The organism is Parapedobacter sp., assembly GCF_053550995.1.
In genome coordinates, this window is the sequence record NZ_JBMQOC010000001.1 from 1 (window position 1) to 17,343 (window position 17,343).

Sequence of the window (17,343 nt, forward strand, 5' to 3'; positions counted from 1 at the left end):
CTACGTGCCATTGCTCCGATGCAAACACAAGCCGGCTACCCTTCCCAGCCGCTACGCGCTCGAATACATCCGCCACAGCTTCTTGCTGTTCGCTCACCACCACAGGAACGCTCGGTTTGATAATCCCTGCCTTTTCACCCGCGATCTGGGGCAGTGTATTTCCCAGCATCGCCGTATGGTCAAGACCAATATTCGTGATCACCGAAAGCAAGGGCGTAATGATATTTGTAGAATCCAACCGCCCCCCCAACCCGGTTTCCACGACAGCGATATCCACCCGCTCTTCCGCGAAAAAAGCAAAGGCCATAGCGACCGTCACCTCAAAAAAGGAGGGTTGGATTTGTTCGATCAACGATTGGTGGTCACTGACAAAAGCAGCCACCCGGGCCTGCGGGATCATCGTACCATTGATACGGATGCGCTCACGGAAATCCAATAAATGAGGTGACGTATACAGGCCGGTCTTATAACCCGATTGCTGTAAGATAGCCGCTAGCATGTGTGATATAGAACCTTTACCATTGGTACCTGCAATGTGAATCGACCTGAACCGTTCTTGGGGGTTACCGAGCGCTTCGCAAAGCCGATAGGTATTGGTAAGGTCCTTCTTGATAGCCGAAGCGCCATCGCGCGTAAACATAGGCAAACGCGCATAGAGGTAATCAACCGCTTCCTCGTAATTCATGGCCGATTTCGAAGGTCTAGTGAAATATCCTTTATTTGAGCTTGAAGCGGAAAGGAATCAGCCCACGTTGCTCCCGCGGTGCGCGCTCGATCTCATTAAAACGCGCACTTCTTACCGCGCGCTCACACTTGTCCCATAATGCCTTATCCGTGAGCGTCGTCCCTTTTAAACTAACTCGGGCAAAAGTAATCCGGCCGTCCCGTGCCACACGTACTTCCACCATCACCACACCGGCCTGCTGGCCATTATCTTCGATATTGGGCGGAACGGCCCATCCCCTATTCTGGATGGAAAGCCCAATATCGCCATCGCCCGATCCACCTTCACCGTAATTCGACGCCAAGGGATCGCCTTGGTTGCTACCTTGGTTGCCCCCCTCGGCACCTGTACCATCCCCCCTACCGGTCGAGTTATTACGCTTTCCGGTGTATAATGCATTGGGATTGATAGCAGGCTTACTTTCTTCCTTCTCAGCCGTTGCTTCCTCAGCATTGGCCTTTTTAGCTTCATTTGCCACCACAGCAGGTGCATCTTCCATATCCTGGGTAGCTACACGCTGCTCCGTGACTTGTTGCGACGGTGTCTCCTGGATTTCCTGTTGCGGATCGATTTTATCCGGCCGCACATTATTGGCATTGGGGTCCGTAGATGCTTCGTCAACCGTCATATAATCATCGCCCATCCCGATATCCGAAGTCCCGTAGTTCACGATGATGCCCCCCGTTCCAATATCTGGAAAAGCCGATCCGATCATGATCACGAAACTGAGAATCAACAATCCGCCCATGATGCCACCGGATATCCACAGTGCCTTGGGATAGTTATTTTCCTCTTGTAAATGATAATAACCCATCTTATCTCCTTATCTTTACGTTTCCTATAGGATGCTTTACCTAGTCAAATTCCACAAATCCGCTATTGTTCAGGTAACGGTTCCGTAGCCAGCACCAACCGTATCTTCAGTTTGTTGGCAATATCCATAACCGAAATCACATTTTGGATGGGCACGGTACTATCGGCATAGAGCATAATGGTGAGCTCTTCACCCGGTTGCACATATGCCTGTATTGCATTCAGTAAGTTATCATACGGCACTTCCGCTTTGTCGAGGTAGTATTTCAAGTCTTGTGTAACCGATACCGTTATCGTTTTTTTGGCAACGGATTGCTCACCGGCACTCGAACGCGGCAGCAGCAGCTTCACCACTTGCGGATTGGAAACCGCAGATGCCAACAGGAAAAACAACATCAAAAAAAACATGATGTCGTTCAGGGAATCCGTAAAAACCCTTACTTCCGACCTATTTCGCTTCGCTTTTAAGTTCATTCGTCAATCACCTTTCTTATGGTCTCATCACCAGGATTTATGAGCCGGGTTCATCCAATAAGTCAACAAATTCGATGGCATCCGTCTCGATGCGAAGAATCAAGCGCTCAAGCATGGTATTTAACCAGTGGTAGCCGGCAAATGCCAAGATACCGATTGTCAGCCCGGCCGCTGAGGCAATCATCTTTACATATAGACCTCCCGACACACTGGCGATATCAATACCTCCTGCCGCTTCCACATCCCTGAAGATGATGATCACCCCGAAAATGGTTCCCACGAAACCCAACATCGGGGCCACACCCGCGATGATACTTAATAGGTTGAGGTTCTTCTCCAACCGAGCAACCTCCAGCTTACCGATGTTTTCTATAGCACCCTCGATATCTTTGATAGGTCGGCCAATACGCAGCAGTCCCTTCTCGAGCATCCTGCCTAATGCACTATTGCTTGCTCTACATACCGACAAAGCGGAATCCAACCCCCCGGAGAGCACGATCTGCTTGACGTGCGACATCAAGCTCGGGTCGTACTTCGACGCTTTTTTTATCGTGATGTAACGTTCGATAAAGATGACGAGTGTAGCGAAAAGCAAAAGCAAAAGCGGGATCATAATCCACCCTGCCTTGAAAAGCAATCCGATAAGGCTGATTTTTTCGTTTGCGAGTTCTACCGTCTGCTGCGTTGCCCCCGCTAATGTATCAAGCGGATAAATGGTGTCTTGTAAAAGTGACATAAATTTTTGTATGATTTTCCTGTTGTTCTATATATATGTAATCGTTAATTATGCACTATTTTGGCTATCCAAGCACCTGGCTCAAAGGTTTTCTGTACCCGAGCCAGCTCCTTGTAGGCTTCCTCTTCCGTGGCATAAGAGCCCCAACTGATTTTCTTGCGGTTGCCCGGCATCTTACTGTCAATAGCTTGGAGGTCGTATCCTTTTGCTTTCATTTCGGCAACAAATTTATCGGCCTGCCGCATGGTGGCAAAAGATCCGACGATAATTTCATAGGTTACCGACGGTTTGGATGGTGGCGTGCTCGTCACCGGCACACTATCTACCGGGATGGGGTCACCCCCGGCAACCACGGCGTTTGAATCGCTTGCGGTGGAGTCCTCGGCGACTTCAACCATTTCGGTCGTTCCTTCGGCTGCGGTTGAAAGGATAGCCTGATTGTCAATCCCTGTCGTTCGTTCAGTAGACGTTCCACCAAACCGGTCGCGTTGATAGCTCCAAATCGCTACCACGGCAATCAACATCGCTGCTACCACCCCCCCAATAATCCACGGCGTATACCGTTTTCCGCTGCTATCCCCACCCGCAACTTCTTCCAACGCCGACGGCTGTCCCGTTGGCTCCGCCGCCACCATATCGACGGAGAGCTCAGTCTCGTCGGGGACAGTCACTACCTCATCGACCGGCGTTACAACATCCTCGACGACGCTGGCTGCAGGCGGCTGCGCAGTAATCGGCATCGCCGCGAATCCATCAATTTCAAAAGGTTTGAATATAAAGGATGCGCCGTCGGCAAGCAAGTAACCGAGCCCATCCAACCATGCTTCACCATTCCGGCTGATGGTGTCCATGATCGCTGCCACCGCATCTTCCAGCATCGCTTCCGCTGCAGCGGCATCCAGTCGCTCCTGTGCCTCGAGGTAGGTCGTCAATTGAAACACCCCTGCTTGATCTTCAACAAGCTCTATGTAATCTATCGGGGGAAGGAAGGCCGACTTCTCGGTATCATATGAAGCGGGCTGATGGGTTTTCCTGAACACGCCAATGCCCGGTACGCCGACCGCCGGATACCTCCTCAACAAATTCGCTATACTCACACCCAAATTCATATACTCACTTCCTTACTCAACCAAGCCCTACAAAGCTACCACCTTAGCGGCAGAACATCAAAATGAAAAATTAACACCACCGATCACGTTCATGCCCAACCGGGGGTAAAACAGGTAGCGCTCATAATTCGTTCCCACCATGTTATTCAACCGTACATACACCCCGATACGGTCTGTGGCACGATACTCAGCGCCTGCACTGATATCTGCGAACGACGGAATAGTCGTTTTACGCATACCGGTCGTACCTATCTCGGTAATTGCATAACCGGACAGGTCGATATCCGTATCCTGCACCAGCCCATAGGTCTGCCCTTGGAACAGAAGTTCACCATCGATATAAAGTTTATCGCTGATATTGAAGCGGGCATTGGCCGCCAGTCGCATTTTGGGCGTATACCAAGCCTCTTCTTGTTCCTGCAGATCAAATTCATTGAAGTTCACGCGGCCCCCAACCGTCACGACTTCCGAGAGGCGTACATTCAACTCTCCTTCCAACCCGATGACGGTACTCGCGTCTTCGCCATCTTCATACAACATGTTAAATTTATACGGCGTCCCCGGCGCTATGGCGTAAAACGGCATACTCTCGATACGGCGATAAGATGCCTTTACCTTATAGCCAAACGTCGCTCCCGCATTCCCTTTTATACCGCCGAATATATTCATACGGTCTACCGAATTACGTATGCCGTTCGTCGTACCGAGTTCCGCCAACCAAGGGTTCTCACGTGTCAACGCTTTGAAAGAAGTTTTGTTGACATCGCCAGTGATTCCGCCGAAAAGGTGTGCAAATTTCGGGATCAGTGCAAAATCCACCTCAGCAGACGGGAATATATTGGTACGCGACGAGTCGCCGAATTCCGCGACGAAATTAGCCCCCAGCGTAATGTTGTAATTAGGCCCTTGGAACCGGATATATGGGTTAACACGGCCGATATGGTTAGCAAGGCTATAAGACGCGTCTTTCACGGTAGTGAAATCGCCCGAAACATGGAGGCCCACGTTAAACGCGTTCACTTGTTTATTGATGTAACCCGCCAATGCGAATGAATTCTCCTTCGTATCATAGGTGTTGCCGTATGCGTACGCATCGGCCTTCACTGAATAATCAAAAGCATCCGTATTCCCATCTTCATAATTACTGGTTATTTCACCGGTAAAATAAATATCGTTGAATGCCTGGGTGGCTGGGTCTACATTCAGCGGCATCCCGTCAGTGCCTGCCACCGTGCCATAAAACCGGGTACCGTAGCGTTTGAAACCCACTTCGCCATCCAACGTGACGGGTCCATACACCGTGCGGCCGAAAACGCCGATGTGTTGTGACGAAAACCGCTGTCCTTCGAATGTTCCCTCCTGGCTCAAGTGCTTTACGTATCCCCCCAAGCGGGTATCTACCCAGTAATCCGAACTCAGGTAAACCTCGCCCAACAACGTCCCTAAATTACCCGCACCTATTTTCGCGTAATTATTGGTCAAGGCCCGGTTGCCCGAAAACGGCATCTCCTGAATCGTCAGCTGCTTCGTACCGGTATTGATGTCGAGTTTTTTATCGATGATACCATAATTAAAGTCGGGTTGGTATCGCCTTTTGTTGGTCATATCCGGGCTTTGCCGGATTTTCACCGCATCCGCCAGTATCGGCCGGTAATCGCGCACCACATCAATGGAATCGATGGTTGCAGGTGGTTCTTCCCGCTGCTGCTCCTCCTCTTGTGCATATCCAACCATTACCACGCCGCATAAAATGCCGGTAAATATTGACTTATATCGTTGCGATTTCTGAAAGATCATCATCCGTAAAATTCCTATCACTTATTGTTAAACTTCTGTAAACGCTTTTTGGCCGCCGGGATAATATCATCTTCACCTTCGTAATTTTCAATGATACTCTCCAGGGTGCTCCTTGCCTGTAAATTATCTCCTTTGCCCGCATATGCATCTGCAAGCAGGATAAAGCTTTTCGCCACCCAATAATCATACGATGACCTGTCGTCGATCACGTCAAAGGCACTTTCGATTGCCTTGTCATATCGTTTGGCCTCATATTGGAGCCGGGCAACGTTATACTGTGCCTCAGCCCCCACCACTGCGTGGCTCTTTAACGCTGCAAGATTAATCTCCTTGGCCGCCTTCGCTGAATTACCTTCTTGCAATAGCACATAGCCGGTATATAGGTGGGCCCTGGCGATGTCCTCTTCAGTGGATTCCTCATACGCTTTGATCAATTCCACATACTTGCGTACTTGTTCTGTATCGCCTATTTCATAATAACACACCATGAGGTTGCTTATGGCATAACCATAACTGGCTTTATATTCGGATGTAATCTCCAGTTTCTTAAGGTGTACAATCGCTTCGTTATATTGTTCCAACCCAAGGTAAAGATCCGATACTGCAAGCAGCGTTTTCTCGGTATACTTACTCGTCCAGTCGTTTAGGATGATATTCAGGTCGTGCAGCGCTTCCTCCGGATGGCCGGTGCGGTACAGACTCACCCCGCGGATGTAACGGGCGTGTTTCTCCTGGATGGGATTGGGAAATTTATCGAAATAAGCATTGATGGCTTCCACGGCCGCCTGGTACTGTTCCCGGGCAAACAGTGTGTTTGCCGCTTGGAAGGCCAGGTTATCCTGTTCTGCATCACTCAGGTCGCCGAGGTTCGAGTTCGTTGCATAGTCGACATATCCCGACGCGTCGCCACTGTCCAAGTACATGTTTTCAATGGAGCGCAGCGCCTGGCGAGCCTCATCGGTCGTCGAATATTCCTCCACGACCCTGTTGAATGTAGCCATGGCCGCTTCATTATCTCCCTGATTATATTGCACCAGACCGATCGTCATCAGCGCCCGGGGGGTGTAACTGCTGCGGGGGTATTTTTCGATCATCTGCTGCAATCCATCTATCGCTGTTTCGTAGTCGCCCATCGTGAAATAGGTATACGGTATTTCAAAAGCCACGTCGTCGGCATAATTCGAACCGGGGAATTGGTCGATTACCGAGTAGAGCGTATTCATTTTGGTTTGATTGTCGCCTTCCAATCCCTGGATAATACCCCGCTGGAACAGCGCATAATCCTGGTTGGGGGCTTGGTCGTCTATCAACTGGTTATAACATTGGTTGGCCCGACCGTAATCGCGTAGGGATAAATAGGAATCGCCCAACCGCGCCATGGCGTCATTCCGCATATTGCCTTCCATCGAACGCCTATCGGTAGATAAGAAAAGCTCGAAATATTTGGCGGCTATGTTAAAATTATTACTGCGGAAAGCCGCATAAGCCAAGGCATAATTGGCATAGACATACACATCGGTTCCGGGTGCCGCCGGCATCCCTAGGAAACGGGAAAATGCCTGCACGGCTTCACCGTATTTCCGTACTTCGTACATGGCTTCGGCTTTCCAATAGGTGGCCAGCGCCGCTATCCGCGGATCAATGGGAAATTCTTCCGACCGCATAAATAGGGAAATACTGTTTTCAAATGCCCGCTCGTTGTAGAATTCCAATCCGCGGTAATAGGCTACCTTTTGGTAAACCCGATCAGCCTCCCCATCCCTGTTACCGAATAATTCCAGCATATTTACGGCTGCCTCGAAATTACTGGTACCCAACAAGATTTCAGCCAACAGGGTTTCGGGTGTTTCCTTTTTCCCAACATCCGCGGCGGTGTCCCGCGGTGCTTGTATAGCATATTCACGGGCAACTTCTAAGGCAACCTGAGGGGAATCCAATTCAAATAGAATTTTGGCATAATTAAACAGCCCATCCAACTTCAGTCCCTGGTCGAAATCCAGTTCGGATGCCTTGGCAAAGGCGCCCCGCGCCCGTTGTTTATCCCCGGTCTTCAAGAAAATATTGCCCAAAGCAATCACGGAACTTTGGTAAAAGGCATCCGATGGCGCTAACGTTTCCAAAATAGTGGACGCCCGTTCGTATTCGCCATTTTCGTAGGCCATATAGCCTATCCGGTAGTTATTTATATTATCCGGCGTTGCCTCCCGATGCCGTTCCAGCAACTTCCCGTAGTAGGGTTTTCTGAATTCGTTTTTCACGAAATAGGCGGTGGCTACGATCCAACGCAGATCGGCCTCAAGCGCTTGCCTGTCGAGGTCCATATCCGGGCTTCGTCGAATCTTTACCGCGTCCTCCAACATCGGGCGGTAGTCACGCACCACGTCGATCGAATCAATGGTAACGGGATCCTGCTTTCCTTCTTCCTGCGCATAACCTACAGCGAGTAAGACCGAAAAAACTCCGGTAAGCAAATACTTGTAGCCGATCGATTCTTGCCTTATCATCGCCCGTTAAATTCCTATCCCTTATTATTGAGCTTATCTAACCGTTCCTTAGCCGACGGGATGATATCATCTTCCCCTTCATAATTTTCTATGATACTCTCCAACGTGCTTTTCGCTTGGAAATCATCGCCTTTTCCGGCATAGGCATCCGCAAGCAGGATAAAGCTCTTGGCCACCCAATATTCATAGGAGGCGAGGTTATTGATCACATCAAATGCAGATTCAATGGCCTTATCATATTCACCCGCTTCATACTGCAACTGACCTGCCCAGTACCGAGCTTCGGCTCCTACAACCGTTTGGCTTTTCAGTGCCGCAAGATTGAGTTCCTTCGACGCCAGAGTCGCGTCCTCGCCCTTTTGCATCAGCGCCCGGGCGGTGTAAAGGTGCGCTTTCGCGATATCTTCTTCGGATGAGCGGTCATAGCCTTTTATTAACTCTGCATACTTGATCACCTGCTCCATATCGCCGATCTCATAGTAACAAACCATCAGGTTATTCACCGCATAACCATAATTTGCCTTGTACTCGGAGGTAAGCTCCAATTTCTTCAGATGCACAATGGCCTCGTTGTATTCTTTAAGTCCCAAGTACAACTCGGATACGGTCAGCAACGTGTTTTCCGTATACTGGCTGGTCCAATCGTTAAGTATGATGTTGAGGTCGTGCAACGCTTCCTGCGGATGGCCGGTCCGGTAGTAGCTCACGCCGCGGATATACCGAGCATGCTTTTCCCGTAACGGATTCGGAAATTTATCGAAGTATGCATTGATGGCCTCAACAGATGCTTGGTATTCGCCACGGGCGAACAGTGTATGGGCGGCCTGGAAGGCAAGGTCATCCTGCTCGGCCTTTGAAAGGTCACCGATGTTCGTACTAGTGGCATAGTTGATGTATGCGGATGCATCGCCACGTTCCAGGTAAATATTCTCAATGGAACGCAACGCCTGCCGTGCCTCGTCGGTGGTCGAATGTTCCTCCACCACTTTCCTGAAGGTAGCCATGGCCCCTTCGGTATTATCGTTGTTGTATTGCACAAGTCCAATGGTCATCAGCGCCCGGGGGGCATAACTGCTACGTGGATATTGTTCTATCATCTGCTGGAGACCGCTAATGGCCGTTTCATAGTCTCCCATGGTGAAGTACGTATATGGCACCTCAAATGCCACATCATCCGCATAATTGGAATTCGGAAACTGTTCTACAACGGAATGCAATGTACTGAGTTTCGCCGCATTGTTGCCTTGTAATCCCTGGATGATTCCCCGCTGGAAAAGCGCATAGTCTTGGCTTTGTGCCTTGCTGTTAATCAGGCGGTCGTAATATTGCATGGCCCGACTGTAATTGCGCATCGAAAAATAAGAATCACCGAGACGGGCAATGGCATCGTTGCGCACATTCGGCTCAATGGCCTTGCCGCCAGTGGATAAAAAACGTTCGAAATAATTGGCAGCGGTATTAAAGCTGTTGTTGCGGAAAGCCGCATAAGCCAGTGCATAGTTTGCATAGCTGTATACCTCCGTTTCGCGGGCTGCCGGCAGCCGCAGGAATCTTGAAAATGACTGGACAGCCTCGCCATACTTGCGCACTTCGTACATGGCCTCGGCTTTCCAATAGGTGGCTAGCGCTGTAACACGTGGATCAATAGGGTATTTCTCCGAACGCATAAAAAGGGAGATGCTATTCTCAAAGGCACGCTCGTTATAGAATTCAAGTCCACGGTAATAGGTAACCCGTTGGTAAGCAGCATCCGCTTCGGGGCCACGGTCATCGATTGATTCGAGAATATCCACCGCAGAGCGGTAATTGCTTGTTCCCAACAACGTTTCCGCGTAGAGCGTTTTCGCTTCTTCCAGCCGTGCGGTGTTGGGGTATGTATCCAGATATTCTTTTGCAGCATCCAAAGCCACCTGATGAAACTCCAGCTCGGATGATAACTTGGCATAATTAAACAGCCCTTCTTCCTTCAAGGCCGGGTCGAAATCGAGCTTCGAAGCCTTGAAAAATGCGTTGCGTGCGCTTTGCTTATCGCCGGTCTTCAAAAATGCATCACCCAGCGCAATCATGGCACTTTGATAATATGCATCGGGTTCTTCCATTTTTTCCAATTCTGCAATGGCCCGCTCATAATCGCCCGTCTTATAGGCAATGTAACCGATTTGGTAACTATCTTGGTTATTCTGGGTCTTGCCTTGGTCTCCGGCCTGGAACTTATCGTAGTACGCCGACGCCTTGTCGAAATCGTTCTTCGCGAAATATGTTGCGGCAACGATACGGAACATATCCGTTTCATGTACCTGATCTGTACGTTCCAGGATCGGCAGCGCGTAATCCAGCACATCGTCATAACGATTATCGAGGTAATAGAGCGCCGTAATGTAATATGGATAGGTGGCTTCGTACGTCTTAGATCCTTTCAGTTTTTCAAATTCGGCCAGTGCTGTCTTGAATTCACGGTCCAGGTAACACAAGTAAGCATAATAATAAATGGATGCCTCTTGGTAGATACCGCCTTCATCTTTCAATTGTTCAAAAAGCGGCTTGGCCGAAGCGTAATCATCGGTCATAAAGAAGGAATATGCCATCTTATACCGGAATTCTTTGCTTTCCAGCCCTGCCAGGTTGTGGCTGTCCAACTTGGTGAACCATTCGAGTGCCTGCGCATAATCCTTTTTGGCGAAGTACGATCGGCCTACTTGAAAATACGCTGCCTTTGAGTTCGCACTCGCCGGGTAATCTTTGATATATCGTAGAAAATGGCTTTCGGCATCCGATTCTCCCAGTTCCAGCGCACATATCGCCTGGTAAAACCGCGCATTTTCCTTCAACAATGTCAGCTCGACATGCTCATCCTGTTGCAAGGTCGATGTTATCCGGATCGCCTCCACCTGATCGAAATGTTTCGCAGCCGCGGCATACTTCCCTTTTTCATACAACTCCATCCCCGTTTTGTAAGCTTGGTTAACCTCTTGCCAAGCACTTTGTTGCGCTACAGCAACCGATGCCACTAAACTGAATGTGATAATTAACTGATAAATCCGATTAAACATGCCTTCAAATTATGCTACTGTTTTTCCTTCAATCCCACGCAAAGTTGGGGCCATAATATATACCCTTCCCAATTTAACCCGCTAATTTAACGGGAAACCGAGAAGTTTTCCTCAAAAGTTGTCCACATATGTTGATAACACCCCCTGTGCCTCCCTACCCGCGTTTGCCGGCAAGGAGATAAAGCACAGCCATCCGTACAGCCACGCCGTTTTGCACTTGGTCCAAAATAATGGAATGGCCGCTATCGGCAACATCGCTGGTGATTTCAACCCCGCGGTTGATGGGCCCCGGATGCATGATGGTGATTTCCTTGTCGAGCGAATCGAGCAGTTGTTTATTCAGCCCATATAACATCGAATACTCCCGCAACGATGGGAAGTAAGCTATATCCTGGCGCTCCAATTGGATACGGAGCATGTTGGCCACGTCACACCATCTCAACGCACTGAGTAAGTTATATTCAACTTTAACACCCAATGACTCGATGTATCTCGGTATCAAGGTGGTCGGTCCGCATACCATCACCTCTGCGCCCAATTTGCGCAAACATAGGATATTCGACAATGCCACACGCGAATGGAGGATATCACCGATAATGGCAATCTTCTTTCCCGCCACATCGCCCAAGCGCTCGCGGATCGAAAACGCATCGAGCAGTGCTTGCGTAGGATGTTCATGGGCACCGTCCCCTGCATTCACCAGCTGCGCATCCACATGCTTGCTGAGAAAAACCCCGGCGCCTGGATACGGGTGGCGCATCACGATCATATCCACTTTCATCGCCAAGATATTGTTTACCGTATCAATCAGGGTTTCGCCTTTGCTTACCGACGATGACGAAGCTGCAAAATTAACGATGTCCGCAGACAGCCGCTTCTCCGCCAATTCAAAAGATAACCGCGTCCGCGTCGAGTTTTCAAAAAACACATTGGCTATGGTGATATCGCGCAGCGACGGGACCTTTTTGATCGGCCGGTTAAGCACATCCTTGAAATTGTCAGCTGTTTCGAAAATAAGCTCGATATCGGTTGCTTGGAGATCCTTAATCCCCAGCAGGTGGTTGGTACTGAGTTGCCTGATTGATGCTGTCATCTCTTAATTAAAGCGCCTTCATTTGACGTTGCTAGCTATCCTTTTCTGTCAATAATTCTATCCGGTCATACGTGTCCACCTCCTTCCAATTCACGATTACCCGCTGGGAGTCAATGGAATCTACTTGAATACCAATATAATCTGGTTCAATCGGTAACTGCCGCGAAAACCGGCGGTCTACCAATACCACCAGCTCGATCTTCGCTGGGCGACCGAAAGCCTGCAAGGCATCCATGGCAGCACGTATCGTGCGGCCCGTCCACAGTACATCGTCCATCAGGATGACCTTTTTCCCCTCCACGATAAAATCCATGTTGGTGCTACTGGGTACCAATAGACCCGTGTCCTTCCGGCGGAAGTCATCACGGAAAAAAGTGATGTCGAGTTCGCCGTAGGCAATATCCGACAGGCCCGGTATCTGCTGCAATTCCTCGACGATACGCCGCCCAAGGTAGACACCTCGTGGTTGGATACCCACGATCACGGAGTCGGAAAAGTCAACGTGGTTTTCTATCAATTGGTGGCACAGCCGCTGGATGGTGATTTGGAACTTCTGGCCTTCCAATAATATGGATCGTTTCATCTGAGCTGAACTTTCAAATTGGATACGGAATGTGGACGCAAAACTACTATATTTTTTTGACTTGTCGTCCGGAACGGGATATTTTTCAGGGCAACCGCATTTAAGACTCAAATGCGGTTGCCCTAGATATTTTTGCGCGCTAAACCAGTCGATCCATTAGCCTTCCGTCGATATCGAACGGAGTTGGCTTATGGAATTTCACTGCGTCGAAATGGCGGGCTTGCGGGTTGATAATAACGTTCCGCTCAAGCGGCATAATTGCCGAAGGCACCGAAAACGCGACAAACGCCTCGTCCACAAGGAGCTGTTCGCCTAACCACTGCGAATAATCTATATCATTCATCCATCCATCTACCATCCGCGATTCGTCCACATGGTACACGAGGTCATCATGGTCTGGCAGTTCGACGGATAACAGCATCAAGCCAGCCATATCTTCCCGACCTCGCGCATGTACAAATTTTTCGAGCAGCGCCAATGAAATGTGCACACTGGTATAGAGGCACGCCATTCCTTTCGGGTTCCACCGACCACCATATAGTCGCGCGCCAATACCCGACAAATCCTCCACGTAGCCATGGTAAGCTAATCGGTATACTGTCATTGTTAGCTGTACACACCATGCAACATCCGGCCCAACTCATCGACGATAAGCTGGGCACCACCGAATGACCGGAGCGCTTCAAAACCAACTTCCTTACCAAGAACAGTTTTCGGTGCGCGAAGCCACGCTTCAAAACGCGCCGCATTTCCGAAAACCGAGTGCCCGATGTTGGCTAACGCATCGATTTGGTGAAGGTGCTCTGCGTGCAGGCCTTCAAAGGGCTTATGGTCTTTGAGGTAACGCTGCAATGTTCGATCACTGATATGCAGCACATCGGCCCACTCTTGCTGTGTAAACGATAGCTTTTTGGAGAGGGCCTCAAACTTCGAAACGGCAAAAGAGCCTATATTGGCCGACGAGACGTATAGGACCGCAGGCTCGGCGGCAACCAAGGGATCTCGGGTAGGTAAATCGGGTTTGTCGTATCGAATGTTTTTCATGACTACGTCTTTTGTTACTCGAAGATACGACAAATATTTCGGTTCGCAAAATCTTCCGTCAATTTTCGGCAATGCCTGGCGGATGGGGCGAAAAGGTAGCGATGCGTCCCCCGGCACCCACCAGCAGCAGCCAGACACCTTTCTTCGCTTTCCGCACCGAATGGAAGGAACCGTCGTACAAGGGGCGCCAGTGCAGGCCCTCATCGAACGAAATATCCACACCCGATGTCCCCACAGCAATCAGTGTATCGTGGTCGAGGTATTCCACCGCCGAACGATATCCCCGTGTCCCTTTTCGTGGTTCGAACCATGACCCGCCGCCATCTTCCGTAAGGAATACGGCGTCGGTTGCCTGTCCATCCTGTTGGTAATCCCCTCCCACGGCGACACCCCGCCGTTGGTCTCGAAACGCAATGGAAAATATACCCTTCGATGCGGCACCATGGGTAATGGGGCAATCGCGCACCGTCCATGTGCGCCCATAATCTTCCGAATGGAGCAACCGTGCGCGGCTTCCCCCTGTGGCGACGAATACATGGCCGTCTCCCAGCGACCGGATACCGGTTCCACTGGCAGCGAAGCCGGCCTCGCCGAGCGACAACCGCACGTTTGCCGTTTGGCTCAATGATTGCCAACTGGCGCCGCCATCTTTCGTTTCCAATAGTTGCAATACGCCCCCAATGGGGTCACCATAAGCGATGCCATGATGGCGATCCCAAAAGTCCATGCCATCAAAAAAAACCTCGGGTCGTTCATCCCGCTGCGTTTCCCGCCAGGTGCGCCCACCGTCTTCGGTGAGGAGGATAACCAGCGGTGAACCGGCACTGATGACGACAGCAGTGTCGCCGGCAAATGCTTCGATATCCCGGAAATCGGTCGTTTCGTAACCTTCGGGCTGCATCCAATGCCATGTCTCTCCCCTGTCTATCGTATGTCCTATCCACCCATTGCTCCCACTCACCCATGCAACCGAATCATCGACGACCGACACGCCCCGCAAGCTCGTTTCCCTGCCTTCCTCAAGCACCCTCAATATCTTGTCTTGCGCGTGGCTGCCCATTGCCCAACCAATTGACACAATCAGCCATACCAGCCTCATGCCTGCCCTCCGAAAAACAATTCCCAATAACCATCAAGCAACGTTTGTAGCTCCTTATGCCGCTTTTCCTCACCGCGTTCCGCGGTGGTATGGGCAAATTCCTGCAAGGCGTATAGACTGTCTCTAAGCCCCATCCGCTCGGCCTGCCCCAATGGATGTGTTTCGGCAATGTTGGCATAATAAGCAAGCCGCTCGGCCAAAAACCGACGATTGCGATCCACGAGCACATTGGCTTTTTCAGTTTCACCCACCGCGTAAAGCTGGTCGGCCAATGCCGGATACCGTACGGCAATATCCGTTTGGCGGATTGGCTCGGGCAATACAGATACAGCATGGTTCACCACCTCATGGGCGGCATCCATATTTCCTTCGGCAATCAGCATTTCCGCCGTATCGGAAAACATCGTAACCGTTTCTGCGACCATGCCGCGGGAGGTAGGGTCTAAATACGCGGCATCTTTCATATTGCCCCAACGATAACTATGCATAAGGGCGTCATAAGTTGCGTCGGTGTTGACCAATCGGCTCCCCACTTCCCCACCAGGCCGCGCATCGATCGGCATGAGTCGCAGCGCAAAGCCTTCAGACACCAGGTAATCTTCAAGCCCTAATCGCTGGCTTTCCGGAACGGTGAAGGCGAAGTAGACCGGCCGCTCCCAATCGTTGTGCACCAATAGATCCATCATAACAAGCTCGGCCCGGGTAACGATATCCTGGTTGTAGGTCCATACCATGGTGTCGACCACCCTATCTTGCCATTTTGGTGGTACAACCTGGTTGGCTATCACTTGCTGCCGATCTACAGCGAGCTTGAACCGCTTTGTCGGCAGGAAATTACGGGATGACCCGTCAGCGTACTCCACCTGATCGGCGGGATTCTCCGACAGGAGCAGGGCCAGGATTTTCTCCAGTTCCACCGAGTCCTTGATCCCATAATCATGGTAATACAGGTAATCACGCGTACCTTTTACGTACTGGCGGTTTTCGAGGGTCAGGGGTAACGCCGGCGCATCATTGACCAGAAGCCTCAATTGGTCAACAGCCCAATCCATTCCTAGCAAACTGAGGTTGATGACGCGCACATCCGTCCGTACCCCCTCTACTTCCTGAAGATACCAAAGTGGAAAAGTGTCGTTATCGATGTACGTAAACAGGATGGCATTTGGTGCGCACGACTCCAGGTAATTACGGGCCATATCACGCGCCATGTAGCGGTCCGACCTATCGTGGTCGTCCCAATTCTGGTAGCCCAACAATGCCGGCACCATCATTCCTGCGAAAACCACCGTCATGGGGGCAGCAATACCTGCCCGGAAGCGGCTGCGCAGCATTTCTGCAAGACCGGCCACCCCCATGCCTATCCAGATGGCGAACGCGTAAAACGAGCCTACGTAGGCATAGTCACGTTCGCGGGGTTGGAGGGGCGGCTGGTTCAGGTAAAGTACGACAGCCAGGCCGGTAAAGAAAAACAATAAGCCAACGACAGCGGCATCTTTACGGCTTCGCCGGACTTGCCATACCAGCCCGATCAACCCCAAGACCAAGGGCAAGAAATAGTACGTATTGCGCGAGGGGTCCCTTTGGACCGTCTCCGGCAATGCATCCTGCCCGCCCAGCCGCCATTGGTCCACGAGCTTGACACCACTTATCCAGTTACCTTCCGTCTGCCCCGCGAAACGGGCCTCCGCGTCGTTTTGCCGACCAGCAAAATTCCACATAAAATAGCGCCAATACATATGGCCCAACTGGTAAGTAGCCAAAAACCGCAAATTATCCATAAACTGCGGTTGCTCACCCTCCCCTAGTCCAAGCCACAGCCGATAGCCCGCAGGGTGGTTATCCCGGTGACTATAAATACGTGGTAAAAAAGTAGTACGGTCGTGAACAGCCTGGTCTGCCGTACCCGAAACCGCATACCTTTCCTGCCCCTTGCGATACTCGTTAGGCCCGTGTTCAATGGCCGTTACCTGCGAATCGAAATACGGTCCATTCACCAATGGTTCACTACCGAATTGCCCGCGGTTTAAATACCACAGAAAAGAGAACATATCGTCGGGTTGGCTATTATTCAAGGAAGGGTTAGCATTGGCACGGATGAGTACCATCGCAAACGAACCGTAGCCAAAAATAATCACCCCGAAACATACCAGCGCAAGGTGAAGTATGGGTTTTGCCTTTCGCATGGCGTACCAGATGCCGTATGCAATACCGCCGACCAGCAAAACGGCGAATGCCACCGCCCCGGCACCGAAGCCAAAGCCCAGTGTGTTGACGAAAAACAGGTCGGCATACGCAGCGAACTTGACCAGGTACTGAA

14 protein-coding genes are annotated in these 17,343 nt (G+C 50.6%); all 14 read right to left on the minus strand.

Annotation, left to right across the window (positions count from 1 at the left end; genetic code table 11):
- On the minus strand, window positions 1-685 hold a 685-nt coding region (locus ACO1NT_RS00005), incomplete at its 3' end, for a bifunctional folylpolyglutamate synthase/dihydrofolate synthase (protein ID WP_449046233.1).
- A gap of 31 nt (window positions 686-716) precedes the next feature.
- Window positions 717-1,538 (minus strand): energy transducer TonB, encoded by an 822-nt coding sequence (locus ACO1NT_RS00010; protein WP_449046234.1) that lies wholly within the window; start codon window positions 1,536-1,538, stop codon window positions 717-719.
- A 62-nt stretch (window positions 1,539-1,600) separates the two neighbouring features.
- A complete protein-coding gene (locus ACO1NT_RS00015) occupies window positions 1,601-2,011 on the minus strand; it encodes an ExbD/TolR family protein (protein ID WP_449046235.1) in 411 nt (136 codons plus the stop codon).
- Window positions 2,012-2,048: 37 nt separating this feature from the next.
- The gene (locus ACO1NT_RS00020; RefSeq protein ID WP_449046237.1) at window positions 2,049-2,747 is read right to left on the minus strand and encodes a MotA/TolQ/ExbB proton channel family protein; all 699 of its coding nucleotides are present in this window, start codon (window positions 2,745-2,747) and stop codon (window positions 2,049-2,051) included.
- 44 nt (window positions 2,748-2,791) lie between these two features.
- Window positions 2,792-3,856, minus strand: coding sequence for an SPOR domain-containing protein (locus ACO1NT_RS00025; protein ID WP_449046238.1), 1,065 nt, complete (start codon window positions 3,854-3,856; stop codon window positions 2,792-2,794).
- A gap of 57 nt (window positions 3,857-3,913) precedes the next feature.
- Window positions 3,914-5,590, minus strand: a complete 1,677-nt coding sequence (locus ACO1NT_RS00030) for a hypothetical protein (protein WP_449046239.1) — start codon at window positions 5,588-5,590, stop codon at window positions 3,914-3,916.
- An 80-nt stretch (window positions 5,591-5,670) separates the two neighbouring features.
- Window positions 5,671-8,157: a tetratricopeptide repeat protein gene (locus ACO1NT_RS00035; protein WP_449046240.1), complete on the minus strand. Its 2,487-nt coding sequence runs from the start codon at window positions 8,155-8,157 to the stop codon at window positions 5,671-5,673.
- 14 nt (window positions 8,158-8,171) lie between these two features.
- Window positions 8,172-11,207, minus strand: a complete 3,036-nt coding sequence (locus tag ACO1NT_RS00040) for a tetratricopeptide repeat protein (protein ID WP_449046242.1) — start codon at window positions 11,205-11,207, stop codon at window positions 8,172-8,174.
- Window positions 11,208-11,361: 154 nt separating this feature from the next.
- On the minus strand, window positions 11,362-12,300 hold the full coding sequence (locus tag ACO1NT_RS00045) for an aspartate carbamoyltransferase catalytic subunit (protein ID WP_449046243.1): 939 nt from the start codon (window positions 12,298-12,300) through the stop codon (window positions 11,362-11,364).
- Between the two features lie 31 nt (window positions 12,301-12,331).
- Window positions 12,332-12,883, minus strand: a complete 552-nt coding sequence (pyrR, locus tag ACO1NT_RS00050; protein WP_449046244.1) for a bifunctional pyr operon transcriptional regulator/uracil phosphoribosyltransferase PyrR — start codon at window positions 12,881-12,883, stop codon at window positions 12,332-12,334.
- Between the two features lie 139 nt (window positions 12,884-13,022).
- Complete coding sequence (locus tag ACO1NT_RS00055; protein ID WP_449046245.1) at window positions 13,023-13,487, minus strand: RES family NAD+ phosphorylase; 465 nt, start codon at window positions 13,485-13,487, stop codon at window positions 13,023-13,025.
- 2 nt (window positions 13,488-13,489) lie between these two features.
- Window positions 13,490-13,927, minus strand: coding sequence for a type II RES/Xre toxin-antitoxin system antitoxin (parS, locus tag ACO1NT_RS00060; RefSeq protein WP_449046247.1), 438 nt, complete (start codon window positions 13,925-13,927; stop codon window positions 13,490-13,492).
- Window positions 13,928-13,985: 58 nt separating this feature from the next.
- Complete coding sequence (locus tag ACO1NT_RS00065) at window positions 13,986-15,026, minus strand: WD40/YVTN/BNR-like repeat-containing protein (protein ID WP_449046248.1); 1,041 nt, start codon at window positions 15,024-15,026, stop codon at window positions 13,986-13,988.
- Window positions 15,023-17,343, minus strand: a 2,321-nt coding sequence (locus ACO1NT_RS00070) for a DUF2723 domain-containing protein (protein ID WP_449046250.1), incomplete at its 5' end; no start/stop codon positions are given. The genes ACO1NT_RS00065 and ACO1NT_RS00070, both read right to left, overlap by 4 nt.

What these genes read in the sequence shown, in the direction of transcription:
- ACO1NT_RS00010 (WP_449046234.1), bottom strand. Translation starts at nt 1,538, where the DNA reads ATGGGTTATTATCATTTACAAGAGGAAAATAACTATCCCAAGGCACTG.
- ACO1NT_RS00040 (WP_449046242.1), bottom strand. Translation starts at nt 11,207, where the DNA reads ATGTTTAATCGGATTTATCAGTTAATTATCACATTCAGTTTAGTGGCA.
- ACO1NT_RS00065 (WP_449046248.1), bottom strand. Translation starts at nt 15,026, where the DNA reads ATGAGGCTGGTATGGCTGATTGTGTCAATTGGTTGGGCAATGGGCAGC.
- pyrR (WP_449046244.1), bottom strand. Translation starts at nt 12,883, where the DNA reads ATGAAACGATCCATATTATTGGAAGGCCAGAAGTTCCAAATCACCATC.
- ACO1NT_RS00045 (WP_449046243.1), bottom strand. Translation starts at nt 12,300, where the DNA reads ATGACAGCATCAATCAGGCAACTCAGTACCAACCACCTGCTGGGGATT.
- parS (WP_449046247.1), bottom strand. Translation starts at nt 13,927, where the DNA reads ATGAAAAACATTCGATACGACAAACCCGATTTACCTACCCGAGATCCC.
- ACO1NT_RS00055 (WP_449046245.1), bottom strand. Translation starts at nt 13,487, where the DNA reads ATGACAGTATACCGATTAGCTTACCATGGCTACGTGGAGGATTTGTCG.
- ACO1NT_RS00025 (WP_449046238.1), bottom strand. Translation starts at nt 3,856, where the DNA reads ATGAATTTGGGTGTGAGTATAGCGAATTTGTTGAGGAGGTATCCGGCG.
- ACO1NT_RS00030 (WP_449046239.1), bottom strand. Translation starts at nt 5,590, where the DNA reads ATGGTTGGATATGCACAAGAGGAGGAGCAGCAGCGGGAAGAACCACCT.
- ACO1NT_RS00035 (WP_449046240.1), bottom strand. Translation starts at nt 8,157, where the DNA reads ATGATAAGGCAAGAATCGATCGGCTACAAGTATTTGCTTACCGGAGTT.
- ACO1NT_RS00020 (WP_449046237.1), bottom strand. Translation starts at nt 2,747, where the DNA reads ATGTCACTTTTACAAGACACCATTTATCCGCTTGATACATTAGCGGGG.
- ACO1NT_RS00015 (WP_449046235.1), bottom strand. Translation starts at nt 2,011, where the DNA reads ATGAACTTAAAAGCGAAGCGAAATAGGTCGGAAGTAAGGGTTTTTACG.